The sequence below is a fragment of the Spirillospora sp. NPDC048819 genome, from assembly GCF_040650055.1.
In the GTDB taxonomy this organism is placed as follows: Bacteria; Actinomycetota; Actinomycetes; order Streptosporangiales; family Streptosporangiaceae; genus Spirillospora.
In genome coordinates, this window is sequence record NZ_JBEZGN010000108.1 from 1 (window position 1) to 1,229 (window position 1,229).

Below are 1,229 nucleotides of genomic sequence, written 5' to 3' on the forward strand. Positions count from 1 at the left end.
CTGCGCGACGGCGGCTACGACATCGCCGAATACACCCGCATCCTGCCCGACTTCGGCGAACTCGGCGACTTCGTCGAACTCATCGAACAAGCCCACGCCCGCGGCATCCGCGTCATCGCCGACCTGGTCATGAACCACACCTCAGACGCCCACCCCTGGTTCCAGGCCTCCCGCACCGACCCCGACGGCCCCTTCGGCGACTTCTACATGTGGGCCGACGACGACACCGGCTACCCCGACGCCCGCATCATCTTCATCGACACCGAATCCTCCAACTGGACCTACGACCCCGTCCGCGGCCAGTACTACTGGCACCGCTTCTTCTCCCACCAACCCGACCTCAACTACGACAACCCCCACGTCCAAGACGCCATGCTGGAAAACCTGCGCTTCTGGCTCGACCTGGGCATCGACGGCTTCCGCCTGGACGCCGTCCCCTACCTGTACGCCCGCGAAGGCACCAACTGCGAAAACCTCCCCGAAACCCACACCTACCTCAAACGCGTCCGCGCCGAAGTCGACCGCCTCTACCCCGACCGCGTCCTGCTCGCCGAAGCCAACCAATGGCCCGCCGACGTCGTCGAATACTTCGGCGACCCCGCCGCCGGCGGCGACGAATGCCACATGGCCTTCCACTTCCCCGTCATGCCCCGCATCTTCATGGCCGTCCGCCGCGAACAGCGCTACCCCATCTCCGAAATCATGGCCCAAACCCCCAAAATCCCCGAATCCTGCCAATGGGGCATCTTCCTGCGCAACCACGACGAACTCACCCTGGAAATGGTCACCGACGAAGAACGCGACTACATGTACACCGAATACGCCAAAGACCCCCGCATGAAAGCCAACATCGGCATCCGCCGCCGCCTGGCCCCCCTCCTGGACAACGACCGCAACCAACTCGAACTCTTCACCGCCCTCCTGCTGTCGCTCCCCGGCTCACCCGTCCTGTACTACGGCGACGAAATCGGCATGGGCGACAACATCTGGCTCGGCGACCGCGACGCCGTCCGCACCCCCATGCAATGGACCCCCGACCGCAACGCCGGCTTCTCCAAATGCGACCCCGCCCGCCTCTACCTCCCCGTCATCATGGACCCCATCTACGGCTACCAAGCCGTCAACGTCGAAGCCCAGGCCAACAACCCCGGATCACTCCTGCACTGGACCCGCAAAATGATCGAGATCCGGCAACGCCACCCCGTCTTCGGCGTCGGCTCCTACGTCGA

The 1,229-nt window shown here is 64.6% G+C and carries 1 protein-coding gene; it reads left to right on the top strand.

All coding sequences use genetic code 11. The features are described 5' to 3' along the window. Nucleotides 1–1,229, top strand: a 1,229-nt coding sequence (gene treS / locus AB0C35_RS46055; protein WP_358471043.1) for a maltose alpha-D-glucosyltransferase, incomplete at both ends; no start/stop codon positions are given.